The 25,994-nt window shown below is 44.0% G+C and carries 31 protein-coding genes; 22 read left to right on the top strand and 9 right to left on the bottom strand.

Annotation, left to right across the window (positions count from 1 at the left end; genetic code table 11):
* Positions 1–88: 88 nt before the first annotated feature.
* The 10 genes from M3221_RS04725 (at position 89) to M3221_RS04680 (ending at position 8,340) form a co-directional block, all read left to right on the top strand.
* The gene (locus M3221_RS04725; protein ID WP_251270377.1) at positions 89–1,300 is read left to right on the top strand and encodes an EAL domain-containing protein; all 1,212 of its coding nucleotides are present in this window, start codon (positions 89–91) and stop codon (positions 1,298–1,300) included.
* Between the two features lie 60 nt (positions 1,301–1,360).
* The gene (locus M3221_RS04720) at positions 1,361–1,582 is read left to right on the top strand and encodes a hypothetical protein (RefSeq protein ID WP_251270376.1); all 222 of its coding nucleotides are present in this window, start codon (positions 1,361–1,363) and stop codon (positions 1,580–1,582) included.
* 125 nt (positions 1,583–1,707) lie between these two features.
* Positions 1,708–1,968, top strand: a complete 261-nt coding sequence (locus M3221_RS04715) for a YkuJ family protein (protein WP_046179710.1) — start codon at positions 1,708–1,710, stop codon at positions 1,966–1,968.
* A 124-nt stretch (positions 1,969–2,092) separates the two neighbouring features.
* Positions 2,093–2,533: a cyclic-di-AMP-binding protein CbpB gene (gene cbpB, locus M3221_RS04710; RefSeq protein ID WP_242232184.1), complete on the top strand. Its 441-nt coding sequence runs from the start codon at positions 2,093–2,095 to the stop codon at positions 2,531–2,533.
* 93 nt (positions 2,534–2,626) lie between these two features.
* On the top strand, positions 2,627–4,030 hold the full coding sequence (locus tag M3221_RS04705; RefSeq protein ID WP_396120253.1) for an MDR family MFS transporter: 1,404 nt from the start codon (positions 2,627–2,629) through the stop codon (positions 4,028–4,030).
* A gap of 4 nt (positions 4,031–4,034) precedes the next feature.
* Positions 4,035–4,925, top strand: coding sequence for a LysR family transcriptional regulator (locus M3221_RS04700; protein ID WP_242232182.1), 891 nt, complete (start codon positions 4,035–4,037; stop codon positions 4,923–4,925).
* A gap of 64 nt (positions 4,926–4,989) precedes the next feature.
* Positions 4,990–5,700, top strand: coding sequence for a 2,3,4,5-tetrahydropyridine-2,6-dicarboxylate N-acetyltransferase (gene dapD / locus M3221_RS04695; RefSeq protein ID WP_242232181.1), 711 nt, complete (start codon positions 4,990–4,992; stop codon positions 5,698–5,700).
* Positions 5,701–5,767: 67 nt separating this feature from the next.
* Positions 5,768–6,889 carry an N-acetyldiaminopimelate deacetylase gene (locus tag M3221_RS04690; protein WP_251270374.1) on the top strand — a complete coding sequence of 374 codons (1,122 nt, stop codon included), beginning with the start codon at positions 5,768–5,770 and terminating at the stop codon, positions 6,887–6,889.
* 173 nt (positions 6,890–7,062) lie between these two features.
* Complete coding sequence (locus M3221_RS04685; protein WP_251270373.1) at positions 7,063–7,518, top strand: TlpA disulfide reductase family protein; 456 nt, start codon at positions 7,063–7,065, stop codon at positions 7,516–7,518.
* 162 nt (positions 7,519–7,680) lie between these two features.
* A complete protein-coding gene (locus tag M3221_RS04680; protein ID WP_251270372.1) occupies positions 7,681–8,340 on the top strand; it encodes a potassium channel family protein in 660 nt (219 codons plus the stop codon).
* A 13-nt stretch (positions 8,341–8,353) separates the two neighbouring features.
* Here the strand turns inward: M3221_RS04680 and M3221_RS04675 are convergent, their stop codons facing one another.
* The 4 genes from M3221_RS04675 to def form a co-directional block, all read right to left on the bottom strand.
* Positions 8,354–8,869 carry a C39 family peptidase gene (locus tag M3221_RS04675; protein WP_251270371.1) on the bottom strand — a complete coding sequence of 172 codons (516 nt, stop codon included), beginning with the start codon at positions 8,867–8,869 and terminating at the stop codon, positions 8,354–8,356.
* Positions 8,870–8,914: 45 nt separating this feature from the next.
* Positions 8,915–10,582 (bottom strand): ribonuclease J1, encoded by a 1,668-nt coding sequence (rnjA, locus tag M3221_RS04670; RefSeq protein WP_251270370.1) that lies wholly within the window; start codon positions 10,580–10,582, stop codon positions 8,915–8,917.
* 3 nt (positions 10,583–10,585) lie between these two features.
* Complete coding sequence (locus M3221_RS04665) at positions 10,586–10,795, bottom strand: DNA-dependent RNA polymerase subunit epsilon (RefSeq protein ID WP_242232175.1); 210 nt, start codon at positions 10,793–10,795, stop codon at positions 10,586–10,588.
* A 344-nt stretch (positions 10,796–11,139) separates the two neighbouring features.
* A complete protein-coding gene (def, locus tag M3221_RS04660) occupies positions 11,140–11,694 on the bottom strand; it encodes a peptide deformylase (protein WP_251270369.1) in 555 nt (184 codons plus the stop codon).
* A gap of 377 nt (positions 11,695–12,071) precedes the next feature.
* Between def and pdhA the strand changes: the two genes are divergently transcribed.
* The 6 genes from pdhA to M3221_RS04630 all read left to right on the top strand — a co-directional run bounded on the left by pdhA (position 12,072) and on the right by M3221_RS04630 (position 17,502).
* The gene (gene pdhA, locus M3221_RS04655) at positions 12,072–13,181 is read left to right on the top strand and encodes a pyruvate dehydrogenase (acetyl-transferring) E1 component subunit alpha (RefSeq protein ID WP_251270368.1); all 1,110 of its coding nucleotides are present in this window, start codon (positions 12,072–12,074) and stop codon (positions 13,179–13,181) included.
* A 3-nt stretch (positions 13,182–13,184) separates the two neighbouring features.
* Positions 13,185–14,162: an alpha-ketoacid dehydrogenase subunit beta gene (locus M3221_RS04650; protein ID WP_251270367.1), complete on the top strand. Its 978-nt coding sequence runs from the start codon at positions 13,185–13,187 to the stop codon at positions 14,160–14,162.
* A 69-nt stretch (positions 14,163–14,231) separates the two neighbouring features.
* Positions 14,232–15,596: a dihydrolipoamide acetyltransferase family protein gene (locus M3221_RS04645; RefSeq protein WP_251270366.1), complete on the top strand. Its 1,365-nt coding sequence runs from the start codon at positions 14,232–14,234 to the stop codon at positions 15,594–15,596.
* A 3-nt stretch (positions 15,597–15,599) separates the two neighbouring features.
* Positions 15,600–17,009 carry a dihydrolipoyl dehydrogenase gene (lpdA, locus tag M3221_RS04640; RefSeq protein WP_251270365.1) on the top strand — a complete coding sequence of 470 codons (1,410 nt, stop codon included), beginning with the start codon at positions 15,600–15,602 and terminating at the stop codon, positions 17,007–17,009.
* A gap of 172 nt (positions 17,010–17,181) precedes the next feature.
* Positions 17,182–17,298 (top strand): GapA-binding peptide SR1P, encoded by a 117-nt coding sequence (locus M3221_RS04635; RefSeq protein WP_242232169.1) that lies wholly within the window; start codon positions 17,182–17,184, stop codon positions 17,296–17,298.
* An 87-nt stretch (positions 17,299–17,385) separates the two neighbouring features.
* Positions 17,386–17,502 carry a GapA-binding peptide SR1P gene (locus M3221_RS04630; protein WP_251270364.1) on the top strand — a complete coding sequence of 39 codons (117 nt, stop codon included), beginning with the start codon at positions 17,386–17,388 and terminating at the stop codon, positions 17,500–17,502.
* A gap of 42 nt (positions 17,503–17,544) precedes the next feature.
* Here the strand turns inward: M3221_RS04630 and M3221_RS04625 are convergent, their stop codons facing one another.
* Positions 17,545–19,014 (bottom strand): aminotransferase class I/II-fold pyridoxal phosphate-dependent enzyme, encoded by a 1,470-nt coding sequence (locus M3221_RS04625; RefSeq protein ID WP_251270363.1) that lies wholly within the window; start codon positions 19,012–19,014, stop codon positions 17,545–17,547.
* A 139-nt stretch (positions 19,015–19,153) separates the two neighbouring features.
* Here M3221_RS04625 and M3221_RS04620 point away from each other — a divergent pair, with 139 nt between their 5' ends.
* Entirely contained in the window at positions 19,154–19,423 is a 270-nt protein-coding gene (locus tag M3221_RS04620; protein WP_242232166.1) for a UPF0223 family protein, read from the top strand.
* A 39-nt stretch (positions 19,424–19,462) separates the two neighbouring features.
* Here M3221_RS04620 and M3221_RS04615 read toward each other — a convergent pair whose 3' ends face one another.
* On the bottom strand, positions 19,463–20,080 hold the full coding sequence (locus M3221_RS04615; protein ID WP_251270362.1) for a YktB family protein: 618 nt from the start codon (positions 20,078–20,080) through the stop codon (positions 19,463–19,465).
* Positions 20,081–20,217: 137 nt separating this feature from the next.
* On the opposite strand from M3221_RS04615, the gene M3221_RS04610 reads away from it, so the two are divergent.
* Entirely contained in the window at positions 20,218–21,006 is a 789-nt protein-coding gene (locus M3221_RS04610) for an inositol monophosphatase family protein (protein WP_251270361.1), read from the top strand.
* A gap of 106 nt (positions 21,007–21,112) precedes the next feature.
* Here M3221_RS04610 and M3221_RS04605 read toward each other — a convergent pair whose 3' ends face one another.
* Entirely contained in the window at positions 21,113–21,298 is a 186-nt protein-coding gene (locus M3221_RS04605; RefSeq protein ID WP_242232163.1) for a DUF5325 family protein, read from the bottom strand.
* 156 nt (positions 21,299–21,454) lie between these two features.
* Here M3221_RS04605 and typA point away from each other — a divergent pair, with 156 nt between their 5' ends.
* Positions 21,455–23,284 (top strand): translational GTPase TypA, encoded by a 1,830-nt coding sequence (typA, locus tag M3221_RS04600; RefSeq protein ID WP_242232162.1) that lies wholly within the window; start codon positions 21,455–21,457, stop codon positions 23,282–23,284.
* 31 nt (positions 23,285–23,315) lie between these two features.
* Positions 23,316–23,630 carry a YlaH-like family protein gene (locus M3221_RS04595; RefSeq protein ID WP_251270360.1) on the top strand — a complete coding sequence of 105 codons (315 nt, stop codon included), beginning with the start codon at positions 23,316–23,318 and terminating at the stop codon, positions 23,628–23,630.
* Between the two features lie 14 nt (positions 23,631–23,644).
* On the opposite strand, the gene M3221_RS04590 is transcribed toward M3221_RS04595, so the two are convergent.
* Together M3221_RS04590 and M3221_RS04585 are read right to left on the bottom strand one after the other, a co-directional pair.
* A complete protein-coding gene (locus tag M3221_RS04590; RefSeq protein WP_251270359.1) occupies positions 23,645–24,046 on the bottom strand; it encodes a hypothetical protein in 402 nt (133 codons plus the stop codon).
* Positions 24,047–24,057: 11 nt separating this feature from the next.
* Positions 24,058–24,261, bottom strand: coding sequence for a YlaI family protein (locus tag M3221_RS04585; RefSeq protein ID WP_242232159.1), 204 nt, complete (start codon positions 24,259–24,261; stop codon positions 24,058–24,060).
* A 106-nt stretch (positions 24,262–24,367) separates the two neighbouring features.
* Here M3221_RS04585 and M3221_RS04580 point away from each other — a divergent pair, with 106 nt between their 5' ends.
* Both M3221_RS04580 and M3221_RS04575 read left to right on the top strand, forming a co-directional pair.
* Positions 24,368–24,832: a pyridoxamine 5'-phosphate oxidase family protein gene (locus M3221_RS04580; protein WP_251270358.1), complete on the top strand. Its 465-nt coding sequence runs from the start codon at positions 24,368–24,370 to the stop codon at positions 24,830–24,832.
* A 33-nt stretch (positions 24,833–24,865) separates the two neighbouring features.
* A complete protein-coding gene (locus tag M3221_RS04575; RefSeq protein ID WP_251270357.1) occupies positions 24,866–25,969 on the top strand; it encodes an HD-GYP domain-containing protein in 1,104 nt (367 codons plus the stop codon).
* Positions 25,970–25,994 lie beyond the last annotated feature (25 nt).

Here is a 25,994-nt window from a genome sequence, read left to right as displayed (position 1 = left end):
TTTCTGTGCCGGGCTTCTTTGAATTAACAGCATAATAAATAAAAGTCATGTATAATAATAAACGATTGGACGGAATGGGGGGTTTTTCATGGATGCATTGGAAATTATGAGTCATCTGGATCGTGTTGTACCATATTACCAGCCGATCTTCAGCGCTGATGAACATAAAATTATTGGGTATGAAGTGTTAGGCCGTTACATAGAAGGAGAGACGGTCCATAGTCTCGGACACTTTTTCCATGATGAAGATACACCGGATGACTACCGTTGTGAAGTAGAAGATGTCATTATACGAAAAGCACTCGATGCTTTTTTGAAAGCCGGCAGAACCGAAATGCTGTTTGTAAACCGGCGGGCAGCCGGACTGCTTGAGGATTACGGTGAATCTTTTCTGGCTATTTTAGACGAATATACCGAAAAAGGATTAAGGTATGAGCAGATTGTGCTGGAGATCTCGGAAGCGGATTACAGCAAATCGCTTGATAACGTTCTTCGCTACTATAAAACACTCGGGATTCGACTTGCCGTTGATCATATAGGGGAAGTGGACGTGGACGGGGATATTCGCCGTTTTGCCGGGTCATCACCTGATATTTTAAAAATAAGCCTGCAGGCCCTTCGAAAAGACGCCAGTGACCAGACCTATAAAAATATCGTTTATTCCCTTTCAATGTTTGCCCGTAAAATTGGTGCCTCGCTCCTGTTTGAAACCGTGGAAGCAGAGTATCAGCTTCAGTATGCCTGGAAAAATGGCGGGCGTTATTATCAAGGCTTTTACTTATCGGAGCCTATGCCCGATTTTGCCCAGCCTGACGGGCAAAAAGAAATGCTAAGGGAAAAATGCAGCCGGTTTATTACGTATGAAAAACAGGCGCTCAGCAGCGTATATGCGCTGGCGGACCAGCTGGAAAGCGGACTGAGTGCTATCATTTCCAGATCGAAATCAGCCCCGAAAGAAAAGCTCCTCGAAGATATCGCCAGGGAGTTTAATGAAATGTGTTTCCGGTTATATATATGTGATGAGAACGGTTTTGAATTAACACCAAACTACTTTAAAAGGGATGGCCAATGGATTTTTCAGCCGGAATATTTAAACAAGAATTGGAGCTGGCGCCCTTATTTTCTTGAAAACATTGTCCGGATGAATAAAAATGGCGGCGGTTTAATCTCTGATTTGTATAATGATCTTGAAACAGGAGAAACCATCCGAACATTTTCCTACCCGGTGAATGAGCACGAATATTTATTTTTTGATATTCCATATGCTTATTTATACGACCAGGATGGATTGCTCTATTAACGTATGAAGCTGGAGGAATCCGGGCACAATGGAAGTATCCTGGCATAAAAGGGGATGCTTATGGAAGCTTGGATTCTATTAACAGCTGCTGTTCTGCTTGGCGGCCTGCTTTGGACTGCCAGATTGATGAAACGGTCCGGCGCTTTTGGCATTCGGGATACAGCCAATTCTAAGCCGGTTCGCCAGCATCCATATGGATTGAATCCGGTCATTTGGCTATTTATCGCGATGTTTGTCATATTTCTTGGAATTATTGCAATTGTATGGCTGCAGGGGCGCTGATTTTGGCGTCTTTTTTATTTGTAGATTGTGAAAAAAGAGGGCAAAAATATTGGATTAAAGCAGGGATGTATGGTATATTTCTTGTGCTTACTAAATGGTTAACGAAAGAAAGGGGTCGACAATATATGTCACAATTAGTTGGAATCGTACAGCGCCTTAAATCACTGCAGGAAGGCGGAGAGCAGGGAGAAGTACAGCAGCGCTTGTTTGAATTAAACGGCAAAACACTCTGCCAGGTAAAATATTTCCCAAATAAAGACACGTTCGAGCTTGAAGTATATGATAAGGACGGAAAAGGAAGTAAGTATCCTTTTGATGATATTGATATGACAGCAATCGAAATTTTTGAACTTCTTCAAGAAGCGAAGCAGGAAGCACAAGGGTAACAGCAGGCGGCCAGGGCCGGATCTTTTTGAAGAAGAACGGCTCGTTTCTCTGGTAGAAGCTACAGGCATTTTGCTATAATGGAAGGTAAGTAAAGCGCTTACAAAAAAGAAAGGAAGAACACCAATGATCTCCTTCAGAAACAAAGACGTTCTGCAGACAAATATTATGGATTACATTATTCCGGGAGAGAAAGTGGCATTTGTCCAGCGGGGAAACAGTCTGGAGCATGCATTGCTGATTCTGACGAAAAGTGGTTACACGGCTATTCCGGTTTTGGATACCAAATACCGTCTTGAAGGGCTGATTAGCATTCCTATGATTACGGAAGCGCTTCTCGGTCTTGAACGTATTGAGTTTGAGCGGCTTGATGAGCTGAAAGTGGAGGATGTGATGGCCATCGATAAACCGAGATTAACGGTTCATGACCACTTCCGAAAAGCGCTTGGACAGCTTATTAATCATCCTTTTTTATGTGTAACTGATGAAGAAGGCCATTTTGAGGGTATATTAACAAGACGGGTCATTTTAAAGCAGCTCAATTATTATGTTGATGGATTAAATTAAAGATCCGCCAGGCGGCGGATTTTTTTTATTGAATTTGGGGTGAAAGGGTTGAAACCAAAACAAACAAAGCGTCCTCTCGTCTTGGCGGCTGTGATGCTGGCCATGTTTATGGGAGCGATCGAAGCAACAATTGTTTCAACGGCTATGCCGGATATTGTAGCGGAGCTTGGTGGTTTTTCGCTGTATAGCTGGGTGTTCTCTGCTTATTTGCTTATGAACGCAGCGACTGTTTTAATTTATGGAAAGCTATCGGATATCTTTGGCCGGCGGCCGGTTTTATTTGCGGGTATGACGATTTTTTTGGCCGGCTCTATTCTTTGCGGACTGGCCGGCTCAATGGAGCAGATGATTCTTTTCCGCTTTATTCAAGGAGTGGGGGCCGGTGCAGTAATGCCCATTGCCACAACCATTGTCGGCGATATTTATTCCAAGGAAGAGCGGGCGCATATTCAAGGCTATCTGTCGAGTGTGTGGGGCATTTCGGCCGTTTCCGGGCCGGCACTTGGCGGCCTGCTTGTAGAATATGTATCGTGGCGCTGGGTATTTTGGATTAACATACCTCTTGGCATTGTTTCGATGATCATGCTTGGCCTTTTCCTGCATGAGAAGGTAGAAAAGAAAAAGCCGGATATCGACTATATCGGAACGGTGCTTTTTTTAGTAGGAATTTCAACGTTTATGTACTGGTTGGTTGAAGCAGGCAACACAGCTTATACAGGTCCGCTGCTGGTGCTTGGAGCCGTTTCGTTTTGTCTTTTTGCTTTGCACGAACGGCGTGCACCGTCTCCTATTGTGCCTTTTCATTTGTGGAAGGTGCGTCCAATCTTAATTGCCAACCTTGTATCGTTAACGACCGGCATTATGCTCATCGGCATTTCATCTTTTTTGCCGACTTATGTACAGGGTGTGATGGGGAAAAGTGCTACGATCGCCGGGTTCACGCTGACCGCTATGTCAATCGGCTGGCCGATTGCCTCCTCTTTATCCGGCCGCCTTCTTCACTCCATTGGCTACCGTGCTACAACTCTAATTGGCGGGGCAGCACTGTTAGCCGGCGGCTTAATGTTTATGTTCATGACACCGGATTTAGGCCCCTGGTGGGCAGCCGCTTCTTCTTTCGTTACAGGAGTGGGAATGGGTTTGACCTCGACTGCTTTTATTATTTCGATACAAAACGCGGTCGACTGGCATGAAAGAGGAGCTGCGACGGCAGCCAATATGTTTATGAGAAATATCGGCAATGCTATAGGGGCAGCGCTGCTTGGCGGTGTACTAAACAGCCAGTTGTCCGCTTATTTGGCAGGCAAAAGCGGAGCAGATAATCTGAGCGTTAACTCCGTGAATGAGCTCCTCGGCGGAGAAGGAGATATACCGGCTTCCGCCCGCGCTATTTTAGGTGAAGGGCTGACTTCTTCCCTGCACGCGGTTTATTTTGTCGTTTTCCTATTTGCGGCCCTTTCATTTATTCTGCTTTTGTTTTTAAAGAAAGGAGAGTGACGGGATGTCTGTTTCAGAATTTCGCCTGCTGACCGTTCTTGCAGAGGAAATGAATATGCGAAAAGCAGCAGAGCGGCTTTTTGTTTCTCAGCCGGCTCTTTCCCAGCGCCTGCAGACAGTCGAAAAAGAGTGGGGGGTTAAAATTTTTAACCGTTCTACAAAAGGGCTTTCTTTAACGCCGGCAGGTGAGAGAATTGTGGAGTATGCAAAAGAAACCCTGGAGAAAAGAGAACGTCTCCTCGAAGAGCTGCAGCTGCTTGAGCCGCAGGTGCATGGAACATTGAAAATCGCCTGCGCTACCATCGTCGGCCAAAACTGGCTGCCAAAAGTGCTAAAGCTGTACGTAGAACGCTATCCCCACGCCAAAATTCAGCTGATTACCGGCTGGAGCAGCGAAATTGTCAAAGCGCTTTATGAAGGGGATGTACATGTTGGCATTATACGTGGAACGCCGGAATGGAAAGGGCGAAAAATTCACTTGTTTGAAGATCCGCTTTATTTAGTCGATAAAGATATTCAAAATGTGGAAGATGTGCTTTCCACCGACAAACCGTTTATTCAATTCAAAAGTGACTCAAGCTATTATCAGGAAATACAAGAATGGTGGCACAGTCGTTTTCAAATGGCGCCAAAGCGCTCAATTGTGGTAGACCAAATTGAAACATGCCGGCAGATGGCGTTTAATGGACTTGGGTACGCGATTTTGCCAGCTATTACATTAGCGAATCATGAACACGACCTTTTTCAAATCCCGCTTCTTGACCGTGAAGGCGCACCGATTCAGCGCGATACGTGGCTTCTTGGCTATGATGCCGCTTTTGAACTTCGTCAAGTGCAGGCATTTGTCGAAACAGTGGAGCTTTTTATGGCACAATCGGAAGAAAATCGCTTGTGAAAGTGGCGCTGCTTTGATACAGTAATAGCAGAAAAAACAGATTGACCAGGAGGAATACATACTTATGAAAATGATGGATGCACACGAAATTATTGCTTTTATCGGAAACAGCAAAAAATCAACACCGGTAAAAGTGTACGTAAATGGAGATGTAGAAGGCATTAACTTCGGCGAATCAGCAAAAGTATTTGGCGAAGGCAAATCTGTTGTTGTGTTCGGTGAATGGGCAGAAGTGTCTGAAGCACTTGAGCAAAATAAAGATAAAATCACTGATTACGTAGTGGAAAATGACCGCCGCAACTCTGCGATTCCGCTTTTAGATATGAAAAACATTAAAGCACGTATTGAGCCGGGTGTTGTGATCCGCGATCAAGTTGAAATCGGCGACAATGCCGTTATTATGATGGGTGCTTCTATTAATATTGGAGCAGTAGTTGGCGAAGGAACGATGATCGACATGAATGCGGTTCTTGGCGGGCGTGCGACAACGGGTAAAAACTGCCATGTTGGTGCAGGCGCTGTGTTAGCGGGTGTAATTGAGCCGCCTTCTGCTTCACCGGTTATTTTAGAAGACAACGTTTTAATCGGGGCAAATGCGGTTGTGCTTGAAGGCTGTCGTATTGGCGAAGGTTCTGTCGTGGCTGCAGGCGCGATCGTTACAGAAGATATCCCGCCTTACTCTGTTGCAGTTGGAGCACCAGCACGCGTGATTAAACAGATCGATGATAAAACAAAATCAAAAACAGAAATCATGCAGGAACTCCGTAAACTATAAAAGCGGTAATCATAAGGACGCGTGGGCAGCTGCTCGCGCGTTCTTTTTCTAAAAAGGGGGAAAAGAAATGAGCCAATTTACGGCTATTCGACGTGATTTGCACCAAATTCCAGAGCTCGGATTTCAAGAATTCAAAACGCAGGCTTATTTGCTGGAGTATTTAAAATCACTTCCGCAGGAGCGGATGGAAATTCAAACATGGCGGACAGGCATTCTTGTAAAAATAAACGGGTCTAACCCATCTAAAACAATCGGATGGCGGTCAGATATCGATGGCCTGCCTATTACCGAGCAGACCGGCTTTTCATTTGCTTCAACACACGAAGGGCGTATGCACGCATGCGGCCATGATCTGCATATGAGCATTGCACTTGGCGTGGTTACTCATTTTGCTTCTCATCCGATTGATGACGATTTAGTTTTTATTTTTCAGCCGGCAGAAGAAGGACCAGGAGGAGCCGAGCCGATGATGGCATCGAAAGAGTTCCGCGCATGGCTGCCGGATGAAATTTATGCACTTCATATTGCGCCGGAGCATCCGGCGGGCACAATTTCTACGAAGCCGGGCCTTTTATTTGCGAATACGTCAGAGCTGTTTATTGATATTCGCGGCAAAGGCGGCCATGCTGCTTACCCGCACGAAACAAAGGATATGGTTGTAGCGGCCTCTTACTTTGTTACACAGCTCCAGTCTATCGTTTCCCGAAACGTTGACCCGCTTGATAGTGCTGTGGTGACGGTAGGGAAAATGACGGCCGGCACTGTGCAAAACGTGATCGCCGACCATGCAAGGCTGGAAGGTACCATCCGCACGCTTTCACCAGAAGCAATGGTAAAAGCAAAGGCACGGGTTCAATCTCTTTTAAAAGGGATAGAAACGGCGTTTGACTGCGAAACAGAAATCGACTGCGGCAGCGGCTATTATCAAGTGTATAATGATCCGGAAGTGACGGGCCGCTTTATTCAATTTGCAATGCAGCAGCCAGATATCCAATTCGTGCAGGCACGAGAAGCCATGACAGGAGAAGACTTTGGCTTTATGCTGAAAGAAATTCCAGGTCTTATGTTTTGGCTTGGTGTCGGATCGGAGTATGGCCTTCATCACGCAAAATTAAACCCGGATGAGGCGGCGATCCAAACGGCAATTTCATTTATCAGCGGTTACTTTGAGCAGCTGGGCAGCCGCTGAGCATTTTTTTAGGACCAACCATCTTACAAAGCGCTCCATTTAAGCGAGCGGCTTTACCCTCCAAACTGAAAACGAAATCACAAAAAACCCTTTAATCTGTAATGCTCACCAGGGCTTGATACACCGTTAGGCCCTGATGTGTCTATACTATTAAAAAAGGGGTGTGTGGACGGATGAAATTAAAAGAGCAAATGCCAGAGCTTAATGGTGCAACAAAGTGGCTGAACGGGAAAGTGTCTACCAGTGAGTTAATTGGCGAAAAGCCAACCCTCATTCATTTTTGGTCGGTAAGCTGTCACTTATGCAAAGAAGCCATGCCAAACATCAACAAATTCCGTGATGATTACAAGGGTACATTAAATGTTCTGGCTGTACACATGCCTCTTTCGGAGGATGATCTGGACTTGGAAGAGATTAAAGCAGCAGCAGCAGAACATGGAATCACACAGCCGATTTTTGTTGACAGTGAACATACACTTACAGAAGCATTTAACAATCAATATGTTCCTGCTTATTATGTTTTCGATAAAGAAGGCCGGCTGCGTCACTTTCAAGCAGGAGGAAGCGGGCTGAAAATGCTTGAGAAGCGTTTAAATCGCGTTCTCGGTGAAACGTCCAAAACAAGATAAAGCAGGTGACCGGCGCCAGCCGGTTTTTCTTTGTTTCTTTTCGTAAGAAAGAGTGAGTGTATGGCGAGAGCAGAAAAATAAGAAAGGAAGCAATTAAAGGCCTTTCGTGGTAAACTGTCAGAGCAAAACCTTTTATTTAACGTTGACAGCGGGGGAAGAATCATGAAAAAGGAATTTGTCGTTATTGGACTCGGTCGATTCGGAAGCAGCATTTGCCGGGAGCTGAGTGAACAAGGAATGGAAGTAATGGCGATCGATAAAGACGAGGATCGTGTAAATGAGTTTACTTCGATTGCTTCTCATGCTGTTGTCGCAGATACGACAGATGAATCGGTTTTAAAAAGCCTGGGCATTCGAAATTTTGATCACGTGATTGTCGCTATTGGAGACGATATTCAGTCCAGTATTTTAACGACGCTGATGTTAAAAGAAGTGGGCGTTAAAAAAGTTACGGCCAAGGCACAAAATGATTATCATGAAAAAGTGCTGATCAAGATTGGAGCAGACCAGGTTGTCCACCCGGAGCGTGATATGGGACGGCGGATTGCCAATAATATCGTCTCAAACAACGTATTAGATTATTTAGAGCTTTCCGATGAGCATTCCATCGCCGAAATTATTGCCAATGAATCGCTTGCTGGCAATACGTTGATTGACCTTGATATTCGGGCTCTTTACGGGATTAATATCGTAGCAATTAAACGGCGTAAAGAAATTATCGTGTCGCCACAGGCGGATGAGCCTATTCATTTAGGCGACATTTTAATTATTATTGGTGCGGATAGAGATATTGACCGATTCCAGAGAAAGATGAATCACTGAAAAAACCCTCCACTCAAAGTGGAGGGTTTTTTGGCGAAACAAGCACAAAACGGAGGACGTGTGCCTGATCTTCAAATGAGGTGCGGCGGATTCTGCTTTTTCGTCCAGGAGCACCGTGATCATGCAGGAACAAATAAATACGCCCTTGCTGGATTTCATATCCTATCAGCACGACCCAATGATACGCAAACAAAGGCTTGGCAAAAAAGCGGAGGGTGAAATACTTGTCAAATTTTGCGGCAACGGGCCGGCCGTGATCAAGCTCGTGAATCACTTCATCAATCCGGTTCGAGGAACTAACACGCCAGTTGCTGCCCAGCAGTTTTTTTAATCTCCGAACCATTAAAAAGCGGGATAAACCGATTTTTGTAGTACCAAGTTTTTTATATAAATCGTTTGCTGTACACGAATATCCCCAATAATCTAAAATAACCGAAACTGTGACGGGGCCGCAGGCGGATGAACGATAGTTCTTTTCAATATTTTCTGCATACTGGGACTGGCTCTTTACCTGAATGATAGCAGACACCTCCGAAAAAACGCGCTCCTAAAAGCAGGAGCGCGTTTTCTTTTGTTACACTTCCATAATGATCGGCAGGATCATTGGGCGGCGTTTTGTCCGCTCGTAAAGGAAAGGTGAAAGAGTATCGGTAATTTCATTTTTAATATCAGACCATTGAGTGGTGTTGTTATTGAGAAGCTGCTTTACATGGCGATTCAGCATCGACTGTGCTTCGTAAATAAGATCGCCCGACTCACGCATATACACAAATCCGCGCGAAATAATATCAGGGCCTGCTTCGATTTTATTTTTTTCTTTGTTGATGCTTACGACCACAATCACAAGGCCTTCTTCTGAAAGAATGCGGCGGTCACGAAGCACGATGTTGCCGATGTCGCCAATGCCGCTTCCGTCAATATAAACGGAGCCGGATTGAATGCGTCCAGCCACGTGCGCTTCGTCTTTTGAAAGGGCCAATACATCGCCGTTGTCCATAATAAAGCAGTTTTCCGGCGGAACACCGCAGTCGATCGCGTGCTGGCAGTGCATTTTCTGCATCCGGTACTCACCGTGAATCGGCATGAAAAATTTAGGCTTAATCAAGCGAAGCATCAATTTTTGCTCTTCCTGGCTTCCGTGCCCGGATGTATGGATCTCATTTAATGGGCCGTGAATAACGTCTGCTCCTGCCCGGGACAAAGCATCAATAATTCGATTGACACTTACATTGTTGCCAGGAATCGGTGAGGAAGAGAAAACGACCGTATCATTCGGCTGAATTTGAATTTGACGGTGAGATCCGTTGGCGATGCGTGACAGTGCCGCCATAGGTTCACCCTGGCTGCCAGTGCACAAAATTGTTACTTTGTTCGCCGGTAATTTATTTAACTGGTGAGTATCGACAAACGTGTCTTTCGGACAGCGGATATAGCCGAGCTGTTGTCCGATATTAATCGCATTTTCCATGCTGCGTCCAAACACACCGACTTTCCGGCCGTCTTCAACAGCTGCATCAACGACCTGCTGGAGGCGGTGGATGTTCGAAGCAAAAGTAGCGAAAATAATGCGTCCCTGTACTTTTCGAAACACATTGTGAATGCTTTCCCCAACTTTCCGTTCAGACATCGTGAAATTGGGCACTTCACTGTTAGTACTATCAGACAGGAGACAAAGAACACCTTCCTTGCCGATTTCCGCCATCTTCGTTAAGTTGGCCGGCTCTCCTACAGGAGTGAAGTCAAATTTAAAGTCGCCTGTGTGAACGATATTGCCTTGCGGTGTTTTGACTACAACACCATAAGAGTCTGGAATACTATGGGTTGTCCGGAAAAAGGATACGGATGTTTTCCGGAACTTGATAATGTCATCCTCGCCGATTTCGTGAAGGCGGGCGCGGCGCAGAAGGCCGTGTTCATCTAGTTTATTGCGCAGAAGACCAAGTGCAAGCTTCCCGCCGTACACCGGTACATTTACAACCCGGAGCAGGTAAGGGATACCGCCGATGTGATCTTCGTGACCGTGTGTAACAAACAAGCCTTTAATTTTATCCGCATTTTTTTGAAGATAAGAATAATCTGGAATCACATAATCGATTCCAAGAAGCTCATCTTCAGGGAACTTAATCCCTGCATCAATTAAAATAATTTCGTCCTGAAATTGGACGGCATAAGTGTTTTTGCCGATTTCGCCCAAACCGCCGAGGGCGAAAACTGCAGTTTGATCATTTTTTACAAACTTCATGCTTTACAGCTGCTCCACTTTAAAGTCCGGAGACTTCTTCTCATACTCAAGGTGGTTGTCAGTTACCTTTTGAACAAACTCAATATTATATGGGCGGCTTTTTAATGCGTGGCGTACTTCACGTTCTGTTTGCGCTTCCGCATATAAGGTTTTTGTTTTTTCCCGAACGGGCACTTCAGAACGGTCTTCCTGGTAATACACTTTGAAAATCATGATTTTCTCTCCTTTATTCCGGTTTAATATATACAAACCGCCATAAAAGCGGTTCTTCTCGTTTTTAATGCTGCGTCTTATGAAGTGATCTTGGTTTTTATTATATAGAAAGAACGATGTTTTGACACGAAAGAACATCTTTTTGTTTCATACATAAAGACAGCCCTTCGTAACGGAAGGGCTTAACCATTCTAAATTATGCGATTGATTTTCTTCTAAGCAGATCTTTCCACTGTTTTACGAGCTTTTTTTTCAGCTTCTTCAACATTGTGGATCACTCCTCACTGCCATTTTATCATATGGCTGTCGGAATGAAAAGAGATCGACATATTCTATTAGACTGCTCAGCGTTCGATTGCCTGTGCGTTCTCTTCAATCTGAAAAGGCGCTTTTTCATTGATATAATCATAAAACATAACGCCGTTTAAGTGATCTATTTCATGCTGCATACAAATAGCAGGAAGCCCCTTTAAACGCAGCTTTACTTCTTCCCCTTCCAATGTAACCGCTTTTACTGTCACTCTTGCATAGCGGTGTACATAACCCGAAACGTTACGATCAACGGATAAGCACCCTTCACCGCTTGTTAAATAAGCTTTTTCAACAGAATGGCTGACAATTTTCGGGTTAAACAGCGCATAGCTGAGCTGGTTTCCATTCTCATCATTTACATGGACAGCAATCATCCGTTTTGAAACACCAATTTGCGGTGCAGCCAAACCAATACCGGGGCGCAGCCCGTATTTTTCGGCTATTTCGGGATCCTGGCTGTTTTTTACGTATTCAATCAGTGAAGCGAGAACCGCTTTGTCTTCTTCAGAAGCAGGAAGCGGCACTTCTTTCGCTTTTTCCCGAAGAACCGGATCGCCTTCCCGCACGATGTCATTCATTTTAATCATATGGTTTCCTTCCTTTTTCGCTTTTAGTGTATTTATCTTATCAAAAACTGTGCAAAATGTTAATGAAGCGATTTTTTGTTTTACGCTTTGGAAACCGGGAATAGGGGAAAGGGGTAAAAAATGTAATGTATAACAGCTGAAAAAAGCGCTTTCTTTTTATAATACAGATTAAACAGAAACACTAGTACAGAGCGCGTGAAAGCAGTGGTTTAAAGGATAATTATAAAAATTCTTTTTGAATTGACGTATGAACACGGTTATTATACACTATTAACCGAAGCTTTTAATTGTATTAGTGATTTATAAAAAATAACTGGTACAGGTCATTATAAATGAAAACAGCCATATGACAAATAGAGAAAGGAAAGGTGACAACCATGAGTCCAAAGAAAACTCAGTTCGATCCGCAAAAAACGCTTGAGTCGATTGAAACGCAATTTGAAATGGTTCAAGTTTTGAATGAAGAAGGAAAAATTGTAAACGAAAGTGCAGCATCAAAGCTTTCAGATGAAGAACTTCAAGAATTGATGACACGCATGGTATATACACGCGTACTTGACCAGCGTTCTATTTCATTAAACCGTCAAGGACGTCTTGGCTTCTACGCACCAACAGCTGGACAAGAAGCATCACAAATTGCTTCCCAGTATGCTCTTGAAAAAGAAGATTGGATTTTGCCAGGATACCGTGATGTTCCGCAAATCGTATGGCATGGCCTTCCATTATGGAAAGCATTCTTGTTCTCGCGCGGTCACTACGTAGGCAACCAGGCACCTGAAGGCGTAAATGTTTTGTCTCCACAAATCATTATCGGTGCACAATACGTGCAAAATGCCGGCGTGGCTCTAGGACTTAAAAAACGCGGTAAAAAAGCAGTAGCTGTTACATATACAGGCGACGGCGGCTCATCACAAGGTGATTTCTACGAAGGAATCAACTTTGCCGGTGCATTCAATGCTCCAGCGATCTTTATCGTTCAAAACAACCAATTCGCGATTTCAACTCCGCGTGAAAAACAAACAGCAGCGAAAACAATCGCTCAAAAAGGGATTGCAGCAGGTATTCCATCTGTTCTTGTTGATGGTATGGATCCACTTGCGGTGTATGCAGCTGTTAAAGATGCGCGTGAGCGTGCAATCAACGGCGAAGGTCCAACATTGATCGAAACACTTTGCTACCGTTACGGTCCACATACAATGGCCGGGGATGACCCGACTCGCTACCGTACATCTGACCTTGATACAGAGTGGGAGAAAAAAGATCCGCTTGTTCGTTTCCGCAAATACTTAGAAGCAAAAGGTCTATGGAACGAAGAAAAAGAAACAGAAGTAATTGAACGCGCGAAAGAAGAAATCAAAGACGCGATCAAAAAAGCGGATGAAACGCCAAAACAAAAAGTAACAGACCTTATGAAAAATATGTATGAAGAAATGCCAGCAAACTTAAAAGAACAATATGCAATCTACACTGAAAAGGAGTCGAAGTAAGCCATGGCACAAATGACAATGATTCAAGCGATTACGGATGCCTTGCGCGTAGAGCTTAAAAATGACGAAAACGTCCTTGTTTTCGGCGAAGACGTAGGCGTTAACGGCGGCGTATTCCGTGCAACAGAAGGCCTTCAAAAAGAATTCGGGGAAGATCGCGTTTTCGATACGCCGCTTGCAGAATCTGGAATCGGTGGTTTAGCTGTCGGTCTTGCTTTAGAAGGGTTCCGCCCAGTACCAGAGCTTCAGTTTTTCGGATTTGTTTACGAAGTAATGGATTCTATCAACGGACAGCTTGCACGTATGCGTTACCGTTCAGGCGGAACTTATTCTGCTCCTGTAACGTTCCGTTCTCCATTTGGCGGCGGCGTTCATACACCAGAACTTCATGCGGACAGCTTAGAAGGATTGGTAGCACAGCAGCCTGGTTTAAAAGTAGTTATTCCTTCTACTCCTTACGAAGCAAAAGGACTTTTGATCTCTGCTATTCGTGACAACGATCCGGTTATTTTCTTAGAGCACATGAAATTGTACCGTTCATTCCGTGAAGAAGTGCCGGAAGAAGAATATACAATTCCTCTTGGAAAAGCAGCAGTAAAACGTGAAGGTACAGATCTTTCAATCATTACGTACGGTGCAATGGTTCATGAATCTCTTAAAGCAGCAGAAGCGCTTGAAAAAGAAGGACATTCTGTTGAAGTAATCGATCTTCGTACGATCCAGCCGCTTGATATCGAAACAATCATCGCTTCAGTTGAGAAAACAGGACGCGCTATCGTTGTTCAAGAAGCGCAAAAACAAGGCGGTATTGCAGCGAACGTTGTAGCAGAAATCAACGATCGTGCAATTTTAAGCCTGGAAGCTCCTGTTCTGCGTGTAGCAGCACCGGATACGGTATTCCCATTCTCACAAGCAGAGGGTGTATGGCTTCCAAACCATAAAGATGTTATCGAAACAGCGAAAAAAGTTCTTCAATTTTAATCATACTTAATTCATGAAAAGGAGGCAGTGCCTCCTTTTCAAAATTCAATTATTAGGAGGCTGAATGCATTGGCATTTGAATTTAAATTACCAGACATCGGTGAAGGTATTCACGAAGGTGAAATCGTCAAGTGGTTTGTAAAGCCAGGTGACAAAGTAGCGGAAGATGACGTACTTTGCGAAGTACAAAACGATAAAGCAGTTGTTGAAATCCCATCACCAGTTGCAGGTACGGTAGAAGAAGTACTGGTTGAAGAGGGCACTACAGCAATCGTTGGCGATACATTAATCAAATTTGACGCTCCTGGATACGAAGATTTGAAATTCAAAGGCGACGATCATGGCGACGAAGGCGAAGCAAAAACAGAAGCGCAAGTTCAGTCTTCTTTAGAAGGCGGTCAAAACATTGATAAAGCACCTGTTGAAGAAGCGCCGAAAGAGTCTACAGGTCCTATTCACACAGGCCCGGCTCAAACACAGGAAGAAGTAGACCCGAACCGCCGCATCATTGCAATGCCATCTGTACGTAAATACGCGCGTGAGAAAAATGTAAACATCGCTCAAGTAGCAGGCAGCGGTAAAAACGGCCGTATTGTGAAAGAAGATATTGATGCATTCGTAAACGGCGGTGCGAACACTTCTGCACAAGCTGAAGCAGCTGTACAACAAGAAGCTCCAGCAGCGAAAGAAGAGTCAAAACCAGCAGCGGCAGCAGCGATTCCAGAAGGCGAGTTCCCAGAAACACGCGAAAAAATGAGCGGCATCCGCAAAGCAATTGCCAAAGCGATGGTCAACTCAAAACATACAGCACCACACGTTACTCTAATGGACGAAGTAGAAGTAACCGAGTTGTGGGCACACCGCAAAAAGTTCAAAGATATTGCGGCGGAAAAAGGCGTAAAATTAACGTTCCTTCCATACGTTGTAAAAGCTTTGACAAGTGCGCTTCGTGAATTCCCTGCGCTTAACACATCCATCGACGATGCAACAAGCGAAATTGTTCATAAGCACTATTACAACATCGGTATTGCAGCTGATACTGAAAAAGGCTTGATGGTACCAGTTGTGAAAAACGCAGACCGTAAATCAATGTTTACGATCTCTAACGAAATCAATGAACTTGCTGTAAAAGCACGTGACGGCAAATTGGCTCCTGCAGAAATGAAAGGCGCATCTTGCACAATCACCAATATCGGTTCTGCCGGCGGACAATGGTTTACACCAGTTATCAACCATCCAGAAGTAGCAATTTTGGGTATTGGACGCATTGCTGAAAAACCAATTGTAAAAAATGGTGAAATTGTAGCGGCACCTGTGTTAGCATTATCATTGAGCTTTGATCATCGTATGATTGACGGAGCGACTGCACAAAATGCGTTGAATCACATTAAACGGTTGTTAAACAACCCAGAACTTTTACTAATGGAGGCGTAAGAGATGGTAGTAGGAGATTTCCCAATTGAAACAGACACTATAGTAATTGGTTCAGGCCCTGGCGGTTATGTAGCGGCAATCCGCGCAGCACAGCTTGGACAAAAAGTAACGATCGTTGAAAAAGAAAATCTTGGAGGCGTCTGCTTAAACGTAGGCTGTATTCCTTCTAAAGCTCTTTTAACAGCAGCTCACCGTTTCGAGCAGGCGAAACACTCTGACGATATCGGTATCATTGCTGAAGCTGTTTCTGTAAACTTCGACAAAGTACAAGAGTGGAAAGCTGGCGTCGTGAACAAGCTTACAGGCGGCGTTGAAGGCCTTCTAAAAGGAAACAAAGTGGAAATCGTTCGCGGTGAAGCATACTTCAACGATGCGAACACGCTTCGTGTTATGGGTGAAGATTCTGCACAAACGTATACATTTAAAAATGCGATCATTGCTACTGGATCACGCCCAATTGAAATTCCGAACTTTAAATTTTCAAACCGCGTTATTGATTCAACAGGCGCATTATCACTAAAAGAAATCCCTAAAAAAATGGTTGTTGTCGGCGGCGGCTACATCGGCTCTGAGCTTTCAACAGCATATGCGGATTTTGGAACAGAAGTAACAATCCTTGAAGGCGCTCCTGAAATTCTTGGCGGCTTTGAAAAACAAATGTCTGCTATCGTTAAACGCAATATGAAGAAAAAAGGCATCGAAATCGTAACGAGTGCGATGGCTAAATCAGCCGTAGAAACAGAAAACGGCGTAAAAGTAACATACGAAGCAGGCGGAAAAGAAGAAACAATTGAAGCTGATTACGTACTTGTTACAGTAGGCCGTCGTCCAAACACGGATGAAATGGGTCTTGAAGGCATTGGCGTGAAAGTAGCAGAGCGCGGCTTGGTAGAAGTTGACAAACAGTGCCGTACAAGTGTAGAAAACATTTACGCAATCGGCGATATCGTTTCGGGACCTCCTTTGGCCCATAAAGCATCTTATGAAGGTAAGATTGCTGCTGAGGCGATTGCAGGAGAAAAATCTGAAGTGGATTACCTTGCGATTCCAGCGGTTTGCTTTACAGAGCCAGAACTTGCAACAGTTGGTTACAGTGAAGCACAAGCAAAAGAAGAAAACATCGAAATCGTATCTGCGAAATTCCCATTTGCAGCGAATGGCCGTGCGCTTGCGCTTAACAGCACAGACGGCTTCGTAAAAGTGGTATCACGCAAAGAAGACGGACTGATCATCGGCGCGCAAATCGCTGGTTCAGGCGCTTCTGACATGGTAGCAGAGCTTGGTCTTGCGATTGAAGCAGGTATGACACTTGAAGATGTAGCGATGACAATCCATGCTCACCCTACGCTTGCTGAAATGACAATGGAAGCAGCAGAAGTAGCACTTGGAACACCAATTCACATCGTAAAATAATCGAATGATTACATTGAAACCCCCGGTTTCCTTATTTTAGGAAACCGGGGGTTTTTTGTCCCGTTTTTAAATATGTTATACAATTAGAGCTTGAAATTTTAAATGTGTTATATTATTATTAACTCAAGAAACATAAAACGCTTTCAAAAACAAAAACAGGAGGTTATAAAACATGGGAACAATCATCTGCAAGTCTTGCCAAGCAACAATTGAGCATTTCGAAGAAGAAAAGGTGACAGTTTTATACTCTCATTGTGGCTGTGATCATGAAACTGAAAGTGACGACTGAACGGATAGCTAAAAGAGCCGCTCCAAGTGGATATAAATTTAATAAACATAAATCGCTTTCAAAAACAAAAACAGGGGGTTATAAAACATGGGAACAATCATCTGCAAGTCATGCAAAGCAACAATTGAGCACTTTGAAGAAGAAAAGGTGACAGTTTTATACTCTCATTGTGGCTGTGATCATGAAACAGAGAGTGATGACTGAACGGATAGATAAAGAGCCGCTCCAACTGGAGCGGCTCTTTTTTTAATAAATCGGCTTGCGTTCGCGGATCACACGTAATGTTTTTAATTCTTCATCTTCCGGGCCTTGAACAGGAAGTCCGGCTGCTACGTTTTCTTTTACATAACGCAGGTTTTCTTCTGTAATGATTTCACCCGGAATAAAAATCGGGATACCCGGTGGGTAAACCATCATAAATTCTGCCATGATCCGGCCTGCTGATTCATCAAGCGGGACTGTTTCTGTCTCGCTATAAAAAGCTTCGCGAGGAGACAGTGCTAACAGCGGGATATCCGGCAGCATTACATGCGCATATCTAGACTGAACAGTGCCTTTAAAGGAAGCTGCCATTTCAGTTAAGGCTTTCACAAGCAGTTCACAATCTTCTTTCGTATCCCCTGGTGTAATAATGCAGAGAATGTTGTATAAATCACTGAGCTCTACCTCGATGTTATAACGGTCCCGGAGCCATTTTTCTGCATCATGGCCGCTTATACCAAGGTTCTTAACAGAAACAATCAGTTTGGTCGGGTCATAATCATACGTGGCTTTTGAGCCTAGAATTTCTTCACCTACACAATACAGGTGATCAATTTCGTTTATTTTTTTTCGTGTTTCCTGCGCGTGTTTCAGGGTCTGCTCAATAATTTGATGCCCGTTGATCGCAAGGTGTCTCCGTGCGGTGTCAAGGGAAGCAAGCAGGATATAAGACGTAGATGTCGTTGTCAGCATACTCAAAATCGTCTGTACACGATTTACGGATACAAGTCCTTCGCGTACATTTAAGATAGAGCTCTGGGTCATAGAACCGCCCAGCTTATGCACACTCGTGGCCGCCATATCGGCTCCTGCCTGCATAGCCGAAATCGGAAGGTCTTCATGAAAATGGATATGAACACCGTGTGCTTCGTCGACAAGAACGGGAACGTTGAATGAATGGGCAATATCAACGATTTGTTTTAAATCGCCCGCAATGCCGAAGTACGTCGGGTTAATCACGAGCAGGCCTTTTGCATCCGGATGCTCTGTTAATGCCCGAGTAACAGACTCGGTTGTAATACCATGCGAAATTCCTAAATCTTTATCAATTTCAGGGTGAATAAAGATCGGAACTGCACCAGAAAATACAATCGCGGTCATAATGGATTTATGGACATTACGCGGTACAATGATTTTTTCACCAGGTCCGCAAACGGCCATAATCATCGTCATAATAGCTCCACTTGTTCCTTGAACAGAGAAAAACGTATGGTCAGCACCAAATGCCTCGGCAGCCAGCTGCTGGGCTTCTTTAATGATACCGTGCGGCTGATGGAGGTCATCAAGGGGTGCAATATTAATTAAATCAATGGAAAGCGCATTTTCTCCGATAAATTCTTTGAAGACGGGGTCCATTCCGCTTCCTTTTTTATGACCTGGAATATGAAATTGAACTGGGTTCCGTTCGGCGTGGCGAAGAAGCCCGTCAAATAATGGTGTTTCGTGTTGTGACAACGCCATTTCCACCTCTTTTCTAATCATTCGCTAAAGCAAAAGAATTATAGCACTTTGCATGGTCCTTGCAAAGAAATTTTTCTTCCCAAGCAAGGAGATGACTTGTACAAAAGCGAATAAATAAAGGGAGGTGAGAAAAATGGAATATTCGTACCCGTTTTCAACGGACTGGTCAACGGAAGAAGTGATTGATGTCGTTTCCTTTTTCGAAGCCATTGAACAGGCTTATGAAAAAGGAATTGCCAAAGAAACGTTAATGGAGCGGTATCGCCGCTTTAAAGAAATTGTGCCAGGAAAAGCAGAAGAAAAGCGCATTTGCAATGAGTTTGAAGAAGTAAGCGGCTATTCTTCCTACCGGGCTGTTCAAAAAATGAAGCAGGCTCCTGAACAAACAAAAATACGCATGTAAATACAGCAGCCCATTTCGGCAGAGGAAATGGGCTGCTGTTTATTTATAAGCAAGCTGGTAAATAGGAAGAAGTGTTTCAAACGTTTCTTTAATAAGGGTATAAAGTGCTTTTCCATCCTGCAGCACGGGGTCATCCGCTTGAATGTGGCGGCCAATTAAAAGCTCCGCTTTTTTTACATCCCGGAACCGCTCGAGAGCCTGTTCAACGTCCAGCTCTTCCCACGTTTGAGCGTCTTTTTTCAAATGATCGAGAGACACCACATAGTCAGTGGGTATCGTATTATGGAGCATCTGCTGATGAGTTAAGAAGGTTTGAGCAATTTCTTTTTTACGCGGCAGCTCGTAAATAAAAGCAAGCCAAACGAAAACATGATCGTCAAACAAGCCGACTTGAAAATGGGGGTGCTGCTTATATCCACGCTTGTTGTCTGCCACAGCAAGCCATGTATCGTTTGGCGGATTCACTTTACGTCGCGCGTGGCGTGCAATGTGTAAAAACATTTCCTGTCCGAGCAGTGCTGCCAAATCATCGGCCAGAGCGCTGCCGAGCTGATTGAATTTCGGCTGGATCCGTTCCTGTATGGCGGTCATTCTTTCTGTAAGACCATTTATTTGGAAGACCTGAAAATCTTCTTCTGTAAAACCGGTAAAATTCATGAGAGTGTAATCCTTTCCTGTAAATCATTTTTCATATTAATGTTACCATATCGTGAGAAGTTGGAAAAACTTGATAAGCCTTTTTATTTCGTGTAAGGTGATAAAAAACGGAATAGAAGTGAGACGGGGGCTGTATCATGGCGAATTGGACAAAAATAGACCAAACGGTGAAGCGGTGGATTCAGGAAGCCGGCACAAATATACGCGCATCCTTTACTAATTCGCTCACCATTCAGACAAAGTCAAATCCGAATGATTTAGTGACAAATGTAGACCAGGAAACAGAGCGGTTTTTTATAGAGAATATCCGCTCCCACTTTCCTGATCATCGTATTTTAGGTGAAGAAGGCCAGGGAGATCAAATCAAATCGCTTGATGGTGTGATATGGATGATCGACCCGATTGACGGTACGATGAATTTTGTTCACCAGCAGCGTAATTTCGCCATCTCTATCGGTATTTATGAGGACGGTATCGGCCAGCTTGGATACATATATGATATTGTTCATGACGAGCTTTATCATGCCAGAAAAGGACAGGGGGCCTGGATGAACGATACACCGCTTCAAAAACTCGAACAAGTACCGGTTGAAACGGCTATATTAGGGATTAGTGCCACTTGGCTGATTAACAATCGGCATTTTGATCAAAACAAACTCATCCAGCTGGCGAAAGATGTGCGCGGAGTAAGATCATACGGATCAGCAGCGCTGGAACTTGCTTATATAGCTTCAGGGCGTTTAAGCGCCTATATTACAATGCGGAATGCGCCGTGGGATTTTGCCGGCGGCAAAATAATTGTCGAAGAAGCGGGCGGCATTGTGAGCACGATTAGCGGAGAAGAAATTGATATGCTTTCCATCAATCCGGTTTTTGCGGCAGCGCCGGGTCTTTATGAGGACATTTTAAAAAAGTATTTGAGCTAATAAAAAAGAACAGCGCTTTGTGCGGCTGTTCCTTTTTATTGTAAGCAGTCCGTTATATGTAGGGCGTTACTCGGCCCGGCACCAGGCATTGTTACCTTGTACCTTTTTATAATTTGCCTGCCCGGCGCATTTTCGCTTTGTACGAAAATCCAAATCCCATAACAGCGAGAAGCAGGATAATAGAGAGCGCGCCGCCTAAAATACTTCCTTCACCGATGGCAATACCGATGCCAATCATGCATGCAGCGGCTAAAACAGCAAATCCTAAAAACGGCCATTGAATAGTAGGCAAAGTGCAGACCTCCTTTTTGTCTATTGTAGTACAACGAGATCTTTTTTTGCAATGCCGCTTTTTCCAAATAGGCATCGTGGTTATGATGTGGTATAATAGTTCAGTTAATGGAAACCGAACAAAACGAAGTTTCTAGAAAAGGCAGGAGGAAATAGGTTGAAAACAAGAAACGATTTACGGAACATCGCGATTATCGCCCACGTTGACCACGGAAAAACAACGCTGGTCGATCAGTTATTGAAGCAGTCAGGTATTTTTCGTTCAAATGAGCATGTAGAAGAGCGCGCGATGGATTCAAACGACCTTGAACGCGAACGCGGTATTACAATTCTCGCTAAAAATACTGCGATTCAATATAAAGATACAAAAATCAACATTTTGGATACACCAGGACACGCTGACTTCGGCGGCGAAGTAGAGCGGATCATGAAAATGGTTGACGGTGTTTTACTTGTTGTCGATGCGTACGAAGGCTGCATGCCTCAGACACGCTTCGTATTGAAAAAAGCACTAGAGCAAAATTTGCGTCCGATTGTTGTTGTTAACAAAATTGACCGTGATTTTGCCCGTCCGGCAGAAGTAGTAGATGAAGTACTTGAGCTTTTCATTGAGCTTGATGCAAACGATGAGCAGCTTGAATTCCCGGTTATTTATGCGTCTGGTATTAACGGAACTGCAAGTACAGATCCGGAAAAACAAGATGAAAACATGGAAGCACTATACGAAGCGATTATCGAACATATCCCGGCACCGGTTGATAACAGTGACGAGCCGCTTCAATTCCAGGTAGCTCTTCTTGATTACAATGACTATTTAGGCCGTATCGGAATCGGCCGTGTTTTCCGCGGCGAAATGTCTGTTGGACAGTCTGTAGCGTTAATGAAGCTTGACGGTAAAGTAAAACAGTTCCGTGTAACAAAAATGTTTGGCTTCCTTGGATTAAAACGGGTTGAAATTGAAACGGCAAAAGCCGGCGATCTTGTAGCCGTTTCCGGCATGGAAGATATTAACGTTGGTGAAACAGTTACACCAATGGAGCATCAAGAAGCACTTCCGGTACTTCGCATTGATGAGCCAACATTGCAAATGAACTTCCTTGTAAACAACAGCCCATTCGCTGGCCGCGAAGGGAAATTTGTTACATCAAGAAAAATCGAAGAACGTCTTCATGCACAGCTTGAAACAGATGTCAGCCTTCGTGTTGAAAATACCGCTTCTCCGGATGAGTGGATCGTATCAGGGCGTGGCGAGCTTCACTTATCCATTTTAATTGAAAACCTTCGCCGTGAAGGATTCGAGCTTCAAGTATCGAAGCCGCAGGTTATCGTTCGCGAAATTGATGGAGTTCAATGTGAACCGGTTGAACGCGTTCAAATTGATGTGCCGGAAGAATACACCGGCTCTATCATCGAATCAATGGGTGAGCGTAAAGGTGAAATGCTCGACATGATCAACAATGGAAACGGCCAGGTCCGCTTGATTTTCATGGTGCCTGCACGTGGATTGATCGGATACACAACAGAGTTTTTAACCATGACACGCGGTTACGGCATTATCAACCACACGTTTGACAGCTATCAGCCAATGCAAAAAGGACGCATCGGCGGCCGCCGTCAGGGCGTTCTTGTATCGCAGGAAACTGGAAAAGCATCAACATACGGCATCATGGGTGTGGAAGACCGCGGAACGATTTTTGTCGAAGCGGGTACAGAAATTTATGCCGGTATGATCGTGGGCGAACATACACGTGACAATGATTTAACGGTAAATATCGCAAAAACAAAACAGGCAACCAATGTCCGTTCTGCAAACAAAGATCAAACCGCTACAATGAAAAAGCCGCGCATTATGTCTCTTGAAGAAGCGCTTGAGTACTTGAATGATGATGAATACTGCGAATTAACGCCGGAATCGATCCGTCTTCGCAAAAAAATCCTAGATAAAAACGAACGTGAGCGCGCAGCGAAAAAGAATAAGCAGGACTAAGCATTAAGCATAAGGATAGGGAGGAATGAGTGTGGAAGGATTGGAACATGTCGGCCCGCTTCTCCGGGCTCTTATTGAATCATTTGGTGTTCAAACAGCGATCTATATTTATTGGGCTGTTTTAATTGCCCTCTCCATTCTCGTTTATAATCTCGGGTTTGCAAAAAAACTAAAAATGTGGCAAAACGCCATCGTTTATGTTTCCCTTGCGGCCGGCTCCCTGCTGCTTTTAATCCTGTCTTACCAGCTGCCGGTTGTTGAAAGCCTGATTGTAGCTGCCCTTGTGTTAGGGGCGTATAAATTCAGGCTGAGAAAGCATCAAAAACAAGAAAGAACCGCACGCTGAATAAAGCGGGGGGCTTATGCCTCCCGCTTTATTTTTTGCCCGTACAGACCAAGGACAAGGGCATATAAAGCGTGTCCTGCTGCCCACCAGCCAAAAGCCTGTCCATTGTACGGAGCAGCAACGGGCTTGTGGGAAAGTATAGATAAAGGGTAGTACAGAAAAACAGTCGGCAGCACAAGAACAAAAGCAGTTGTAAAAGGCCGCTTCGTTTTGGAAAGCAGTCCCAAAAAAACAGCTGTAATCGAAAAAGAAAGAAGTAAGTGAAAGAAGAATTCCATCCATTCCGGCCACACGATTCGGTTAAGAAGAGGAATGAAATCAACGTTCAGCAGTAAGGTATACACTTTTTTTCCTGTAAGCCATTCGGCTGCCTTTAAAAAAAAGCCGAGTACTATTCCTCCTGCAGTGCCAGCCAACAGAAGGCTTCTTATGAAAGCCACTCTTTTTCTTTGCCAGAACGATAAACAAAAAACTGTCCTGTACGGATTCGCTGCTCGGTTTTTTCCGCAATACGTGCCCGGCATGCTTCACACATATAGGTATGAATAGGCCGGTTGCGCAGCTTTTTAGCAGAAGGCAATTGATCGTCAATTGATTCAATTTTGTCACACATTATGCATTTTACTCTCATAGAGGCACCTCCGTTTTACAAGTAGTATAACATGGGAGAGGGCAGCATATAGAAATGCAGACAGAATATCGGTATAATAGGAGAAAAGTCAGAAGGAGCGGTGGCGTTGGCAAATCGAAACGAACCATATTTAATACCGGAATTGTTCGAAGCACTTCAATCGGAACGCCTTTCATTTTTTTCGACAGTAGATGCGGAAACAGGGGCCCCTTTTATGAATGCGATTTCCTGGGTGTATGCTTTAAATGATACAACGCTGCGTATAGCGGTAGACAGCCGTTCAAAAATCATCCATAATATTCATAAAAATGCACTGGTTTCCCTGGCTGTTTTTGCCTCCGAATCGGCTTATACAATCAGTGGTAGTGCAAAAATCCTATCCTATCATTTAGAGGGAGTACCGTTAAAAGCATCCGTTATCGAAGTGTCTATTAAAGAAGTGCGGGATGTTATGTTTTATGGATCGAGAATTACAGTAGAACCTGTTTCCGAAAAAACATACGATTTACAGGCAGCCGAAAAGCTGGACGGGCAAATTATGGCAGCTTTAAAACAGGAAACGATTCAATAAAGTTATTTCGGCTATATAAGGAGTTCGAACATTTTGAGATTAGTCGCTGTGTCATCCATCCAAGAAAATGTCTTTCTTGCTGAAAATGTCTTAAACAGCAAAGGACGAATACTGTTGAAGGCAGGTGCTGAGCTCACACCGCCTATCGTGAAGCGGCTGTACTCGCTTGGTATTTCATACGTATACATTGAAGATGCACGTACGGATGACATCTATATTCGCCCGGTTTTAACAGAAGGGACAAGAAGAGAAGCTCTCTGTATTATGTCGGAAGCGTTTAATCAAGTGAAAAAAGACTTATCGGCAGATTCACCGGAATTTGGCTTTCACAAAATGGAAAAAAAGTTTGTTTCTGTTGTCCGCGATATTATCAGGCAGATCAAAAGCCGAAAAGAAGCGATTGATTTATTGACCCACTTATATGCCCACGATGATTATATTTTTACTCATTCACTAAACGTGACCATTTACACACTGGCGCTCAGTATGAAACTGAAAAATTTAACACCAAAACAAACAGAAGAAATCGGCTTAGGGGCAATGCTGCACGATGTAGGAAAAATGCTGATTCCGTTAGCCATTTTAAAAAAGCCTTCAAAGCTGACAAGTGACGAATTTACTATTATGAAATCTCATACAGAATTAGGCTTTGAGCTGCTTCGGAAAGAACACGGGCTGCCGCTGACTGCAGCCCATTGTGCGCTTCAGCACCATGAGCGCTTAAACGGTTCTGGCTATCCGCGCGGCTTAAAGGGAAATGAAATTCATTTTTTTGGGAAAATGATTGGGATTGCCGATGTATACGACGCGGTAACCTCAAATCGAATTTACCGCAAAGCGATGCTGCCGCATGAAGGAATGGAAATTTTATATGCAGGTTCAGGAACCGAGTTTGAAACGGAGTATATTGAAAAATTCCGCAAAGCGATCGTGATGTATCCAACAGGTTTAACCGTATGGCTTACAGACGGCCGGAAGGGTATTGTGTGCGAGCAGAATGAGCATGTCAGCGACCGGCCTGTTTTGCTTATTTTAGAAGAAGACGGTCACAACTTAAAAGTGCCTTATAAAGTGAATCTAGCAGTTGAAACAACCGTTTTTATAAAAGAAACGGATACAACATTGTCTGGTACATAAAAATCCATCTGCCCGAAGGCAGATG

The organism is Domibacillus indicus (genome assembly GCF_023715895.1).
Taxonomy (GTDB): domain Bacteria; phylum Bacillota; class Bacilli; order Bacillales; family Domibacillaceae; genus Domibacillus; species Domibacillus indicus_A.
Note: the sequence above shows the minus strand (reverse complement) of the source record. Positions and strands in the feature narration are given on the sequence as shown.

Coding starts and splice junctions, on each gene's coding strand:
- M3221_RS04725 (WP_251270377.1), top strand. CDS start 89: ATGGATGCATTGGAAATTATGAGTCATCTGGATCGTGTTGTACCATAT.
- M3221_RS04720 (WP_251270376.1), top strand. CDS start 1,361: ATGGAAGCTTGGATTCTATTAACAGCTGCTGTTCTGCTTGGCGGCCTG.
- M3221_RS04715 (WP_046179710.1), top strand. CDS start 1,708: ATGTCACAATTAGTTGGAATCGTACAGCGCCTTAAATCACTGCAGGAA.
- cbpB (WP_242232184.1), top strand. CDS start 2,093: ATGATCTCCTTCAGAAACAAAGACGTTCTGCAGACAAATATTATGGAT.
- M3221_RS04705 (WP_396120253.1), top strand. CDS start 2,627: ATGCTGGCCATGTTTATGGGAGCGATCGAAGCAACAATTGTTTCAACG.
- M3221_RS04700 (WP_242232182.1), top strand. CDS start 4,035: ATGTCTGTTTCAGAATTTCGCCTGCTGACCGTTCTTGCAGAGGAAATG.
- dapD (WP_242232181.1), top strand. CDS start 4,990: ATGAAAATGATGGATGCACACGAAATTATTGCTTTTATCGGAAACAGC.
- M3221_RS04690 (WP_251270374.1), top strand. CDS start 5,768: ATGAGCCAATTTACGGCTATTCGACGTGATTTGCACCAAATTCCAGAG.
- M3221_RS04685 (WP_251270373.1), top strand. CDS start 7,063: ATGAAATTAAAAGAGCAAATGCCAGAGCTTAATGGTGCAACAAAGTGG.
- M3221_RS04680 (WP_251270372.1), top strand. CDS start 7,681: ATGAAAAAGGAATTTGTCGTTATTGGACTCGGTCGATTCGGAAGCAGC.
- rnjA (WP_251270370.1), bottom strand. CDS start 10,582: ATGAAGTTTGTAAAAAATGATCAAACTGCAGTTTTCGCCCTCGGCGGT.
- M3221_RS04665 (WP_242232175.1), bottom strand. CDS start 10,795: ATGATTTTCAAAGTGTATTACCAGGAAGACCGTTCTGAAGTGCCCGTT.
- def (WP_251270369.1), bottom strand. CDS start 11,694: ATGATTAAAATGAATGACATCGTGCGGGAAGGCGATCCGGTTCTTCGG.
- pdhA (WP_251270368.1), top strand. CDS start 12,072: ATGAGTCCAAAGAAAACTCAGTTCGATCCGCAAAAAACGCTTGAGTCG.
- M3221_RS04650 (WP_251270367.1), top strand. CDS start 13,185: ATGGCACAAATGACAATGATTCAAGCGATTACGGATGCCTTGCGCGTA.
- lpdA (WP_251270365.1), top strand. CDS start 15,600: ATGGTAGTAGGAGATTTCCCAATTGAAACAGACACTATAGTAATTGGT.
- M3221_RS04635 (WP_242232169.1), top strand. CDS start 17,182: ATGGGAACAATCATCTGCAAGTCTTGCCAAGCAACAATTGAGCATTTC.
- M3221_RS04630 (WP_251270364.1), top strand. CDS start 17,386: ATGGGAACAATCATCTGCAAGTCATGCAAAGCAACAATTGAGCACTTT.
- M3221_RS04620 (WP_242232166.1), top strand. CDS start 19,154: ATGGAATATTCGTACCCGTTTTCAACGGACTGGTCAACGGAAGAAGTG.
- M3221_RS04615 (WP_251270362.1), bottom strand. CDS start 20,080: ATGAATTTTACCGGTTTTACAGAAGAAGATTTTCAGGTCTTCCAAATA.
- M3221_RS04610 (WP_251270361.1), top strand. CDS start 20,218: ATGGCGAATTGGACAAAAATAGACCAAACGGTGAAGCGGTGGATTCAG.
- M3221_RS04585 (WP_242232159.1), bottom strand. CDS start 24,261: ATGAGAGTAAAATGCATAATGTGTGACAAAATTGAATCAATTGACGAT.